5 protein-coding genes are annotated in these 4582 nt (G+C 29.4%); all 5 read left to right on the top strand.

What is annotated here, in order from left to right; genetic code table 11:
- Positions 1-518 (top strand): hypothetical protein (locus tag NSCA4_RS15320; protein WP_218015750.1); only part of this gene is annotated, 518 nt, incomplete at its 5' end.
- Positions 519-723: 205 nt separating this feature from the next.
- Positions 724-1227: a hypothetical protein gene (locus NSCA4_RS15315; protein ID WP_141565481.1), complete on the top strand. Its 504-nt coding sequence runs from the start codon at positions 724-726 to the stop codon at positions 1225-1227.
- Positions 1228-1413: 186 nt separating this feature from the next.
- Positions 1414-2022: a hypothetical protein gene (locus NSCA4_RS13190; protein ID WP_016688170.1), complete on the top strand. Its 609-nt coding sequence runs from the start codon at positions 1414-1416 to the stop codon at positions 2020-2022.
- Positions 2023-2210: 188 nt separating this feature from the next.
- On the top strand, positions 2211-3155 hold the full coding sequence (locus NSCA4_RS0110995) for a hypothetical protein (protein WP_016688169.1): 945 nt from the start codon (positions 2211-2213) through the stop codon (positions 3153-3155).
- Between the two features lie 191 nt (positions 3156-3346).
- Complete coding sequence (locus NSCA4_RS0110990) at positions 3347-4270, top strand: hypothetical protein (protein ID WP_016688168.1); 924 nt, start codon at positions 3347-3349, stop codon at positions 4268-4270.
- Positions 4271-4582 lie beyond the last annotated feature (312 nt).

Raw genomic sequence — 4582 nt, 5'->3', positions numbered from 1 at the left:
AGGATCATTTTTTTCCAAAAAATGTCCGCTACCAATCGCACAAGCTGCCCTTCGGGTTTTATGCCTCAAACAGGTTCAGTTCTTTTTACCCTTATGACTGCTGCGGTATCAAGGAAAGGTCAGAGTTGTTGAAATCTGATTATCCGTTCAATGGCACACCCGATTTATTAGAACAAAGAGGGTTAGGAAATTATTTTTTGGATTTAAAAATAGTAAGCGAAAAAATTAATGTTTATTATCATAGATATATTATTAATAATTGTGGACAATATATTCCTGATAAATATTCTTCTATACAAGGAAATTATACTAAATATATGACGACTTCCTATGGATTTTATCTGCCGCAAGATTTTATTCAAACTGTTTCTGAAATTCCTATTGGCTGTTGGAAATGGAATCATAGCAAACCTGATGCTTCTACCATAAATTCTCTCCCAAAATCATTTGATTATATGTTTCATTACCACACTCTTTGGGATGGTAATGATTTTTACAGTTGTCCTAAGAAACCTTAAATCACACGAGGAAATGCAATAATGTCTCAAACTAAAAAATTTGTTTTGGATTTGTCATGTTAAAAAATAAAATCATAATATATTTCTTTTCTATATTGGTATTTACGCTGATATTTTTTGTTTTGTTTAGATTGAAATATTTTTTGTTTTAGATGATTATTATAACAGATATAACACTGATATTATTTACATAAATTCAGAAGAAGTGAGCCGTTTATATGAGAAAAAACAATACGATTACTCTTGTGGTTTGATTACTATATATACTACATATTCTAGCGATAATAGCGCACATAATTTATGCTTAAATACTAAGGTTAAATTCTCATCTAATACTATTGAAAAAAAACTATCGAATTGTGAGATAGTTACTGAGAATTTTATGGGAAAAGAATATTTATTTTATAGAACTAAGTATACATTTAAAAATGATATTGATAGCATTTGGGGAACTTTGAATATTAATTACTTCTCTGCTGGAAGTGATGCAAAGAATGATGCAAATTTTTCATATTATTCATTAATGAATAATATGAATACAATATCGGCAGATGGAGGTGGAGAGTTCTTATTGAAAGATATTAATATTAAACAGAAAACTAGAATTTGGAAGTCTGTTAATATTTATGGGGTGGAGGGTAAATACACTAAAGATGATTTCTCAAATTGCTCTAGTATTATATCTTCTGATAAATTATTTGTTAATTAATAAGCAAGCCGTAGCCTGTATAAAGTCTCTGTTTTGCCAGCTGGCGAAGAATTTTCTTATTATTTATGGGAACAGAAAATGTCTCCGTCTAAAACGGATATCTTGTCTAATAATTGGAGATGAATATGCAAGCGTTTGTGTATTATTTAATCAGTTTATTTTTTGGAATTATTCCAGGTTTTATTCTTGGAGTTAAAATTTATCGTAGGATTTCGGGAAATAAATCCAAAACGAATAGGAAAGAGCTATGATAGGAATACTTTTTTTATTGTTAATATCACTATATTTGGTTTTTTAGGATTTATTGTTGGGATAGTATTTGAATGGAAAAGCAAAAAATATGAAATCCTAGGTTCTGAAAAAAGGCTTTTGTTTTATATTATCAGTGCGATACTTTGGTTTTTTATAATGTTTGGTGATGAAATAATAGGTATGTATCAGCTAAAAAAATTATGTGAGTCTGAAAAAATCTTTTTAATAAAGGATGTCAGTAAACTAAGTAATAAAAATTTAATTTTGGAATTTGATGGTAAAAATCGTAGTAATGTTAGGTATTCTGCTATACCTATAAAATATAATATATCGAAGTATCTGGATGCTTCAAATCAAAGTGAAATTTTTACATATAAGACATATACGCCATACGGAGGGTGGTTTTCTCGAATGATGGCATCTTTAATCGGCGCAGGAGGATATGTATTGTTTTTTGATAAGAAAGAAGTATGTAAATCATCAGATTATAATATTTTGAAAGAGAAATATAAATTCTCCATATCAGATGTTATCTATAAATAATTTAAGCAAGCCGTAGCCTGCATAAAGTCTCTGTTTCACCAGGTCGGATGTACGCGGAATAGACGCACGCAGTTGTTTGGATTTGGTATTGAGAGGTCGTCTGAAAAAATCCTATAATCTTTGATAACTCTACTGCATAATTTTACAGTGTATGTATAATACAAAAAACTAAAATAAAGAATAATTATATGATTAATAATAAAAAAATAATCTTCTTAATTTTAACAGCAGGTATATTCATTTTGATTTCATTTCCTGCTTCCTTATTTAATTTACCTTGGATAGCATCCAAAATAGAAAAAGTATATTTAGGTATCAGTTCTTATTTTGAATCCCCAAAAGAAAAAGAATTTCGGATAAAGAAAAAAGAAGAGCAGAACAGGGAAAATTATAGGAAGCATTTTTTTTCTAAATTAATATGTAATAATCCAAGTAACGAGCTAAGTAATAGCGAATTATATGAATTAGCTATGGATGATTATTGGAAATATCAAGTTGAAAAAATTTCCGAGTGGGATAATATAATTCAAACATTGAAAGATGAAAAATTAATACTTGATGATACTCCGTATGATCTAAATAGAAAAATATGCAGGCTGAGGAATATAAATAAAGAAAAATCTAATGAAATAAATAGTACTTGTTATCCTTGGTTATTATATGAATATAATGATTTAAATATAATTCAAAAATGGGAAAGTAAAAATTACAAGATAAGTGATTTTAAATCATTAGTATCAAAAGAATGGTCAGGAATTTCTTTTAATCCTTTTGAAGATAGACCTTACAAAAGAAAATATTTCAATAGAGAGACTCCTTTTGCAGTTATTCAGCGAAGCTACGATGGTGTTGTATGGTATCCCAAAGATTGTTGTCGATTGCTGGAATATTCAGAATTAAAAAGTAGCCATGATTTTGTACATACATTGTATCTTATAGAAAAATTTATGAGTCTTGAGGAGTTGAATAAAATTAAGTTCTTAGTTATAAAAACCTATAATTTAGATCGCGCAGTTTCTTCCTATACTGGTTTGAATATGCTAGGAAGAAGTAACAATTATGCCGGTAGAGCTGTCTTATTGGCATATCCAGTTACATATTGTGGGAAAATAACACCATTCATTAAATTTTAATTTTAGCAAACCATAGCCTGCATAAAGTCTCTGTTTCACCAGGTAGGATGTATTCGGAATAGACGCACGCGGTTGTTTGGATTCGGTATTGAAAGGTCGTCTGAAAATTTCAGACGACCTTTTTGATAATTCTATTGCATAAATATGACATTCGTGGAATAATCCGCAAACTTTAAAAATCAGGTAACTATATGATTAAAAATAATAAAATAATTTTGGCGATTTTAACTTCAGTTATCTTGTTCTCAATTTATTTTTTCAGCAATTACCGTATCTTCTTTTCACCTTTTGAAATTCTCAGCAACAAAACTATAGAGCAGAACCTGCAAGGGATTTGCGTGGACGAAGGAAGGAAATTGAGTAAGGAAGAATTATTAGCCAGAGGAATGACCAGTTATTTCAGATATTTATCACAAGGTAGATATTATGACGACATGAATAGTGAATGGAGAGAATATTGCCCTGTCGATGGTGCTTGTTGGCTTACTTCTGTTGGGAAAGCAAGCATAGCAGAATATATTTTTGATAGCAGAAAAAGGAAGTTTTTAAATCAAGAAGAAGGCAAGAAAATTCTTTTCTCTAATTCAGGTTTACTATTTTCATCAAAGAATAATCCAAAAATAAATAATGATAGTTTTTATTCTGTTATAGAAAACAGTTCCGTTCATTTTTTCCCGTATAAATGTTGCAGTATTAATGATAGAAAAGATTTAACGGATGATGATTTCCCATTTTTAGGAGTGCCTAATTATCTAGAAGAAAGAGGTTTAGGAAGCTATTTTTTAAATGTTTCTAGTTTACATATTGGAAAAAATAATAACTTAACCTATATAAATAAAAAGTATATTCTGAGTAATTGTGGTGATTATTTGCCTGAAAAATACTCTGTAGCATCACCATATTCGGGTACATATGAGATGAAAGCTCACAATGAATTATATATTCCATATAAAAATTTTGAAGTTTATAAAAAATATATTTTTGATTTAAATATATGCTCAAAATGGGTAAATAATAACACACCTTTATATAAAGTTGATATTTCTAACCCTGAAGAGAAAGTTATATGGGATGGACAATATCTTTTTTCTTGTAACGTCAAAAGCAAGCCGTAGTCTGCATAAAGTCTCTGTTTCACCAGGTAGGATGTATGCGGAATAGACGCACGCGGTTGTTTAGATTTGGTATTGAAAGGTCGTCTGAAAATTTCAGACGACCTTTTTGATAATTCTATTGCATAAATATGACATTCGTGGAATAATCCGCAAACTTTAAAATTAGGTAACCATATGATTAAAAACAAGAAAATAATTTTGGCGATTTTAACTTCAGTTATCTTGTTCTCAATTTATTTTTTCAACAATTACCGTATCTTCTTTTCCCCTTTTGAAATCCTCAGCAACAAAACCATAGAACAGAACCTGCAA

This window comes from Neisseria sicca 4320 (genome assembly GCF_000193735.1).
Classification (GTDB): Bacteria; Pseudomonadota; Gammaproteobacteria; order Burkholderiales; family Neisseriaceae; genus Neisseria; species Neisseria sicca_E.
This window is presented reverse-complemented; position numbering and strand designations above follow the sequence as displayed.

Coding starts and splice junctions, on each gene's coding strand:
- NSCA4_RS0110995 (WP_016688169.1), top strand. CDS start 2,211: ATGATTAATAATAAAAAAATAATCTTCTTAATTTTAACAGCAGGTATA.
- NSCA4_RS0110990 (WP_016688168.1), top strand. CDS start 3,347: ATGATTAAAAATAATAAAATAATTTTGGCGATTTTAACTTCAGTTATC.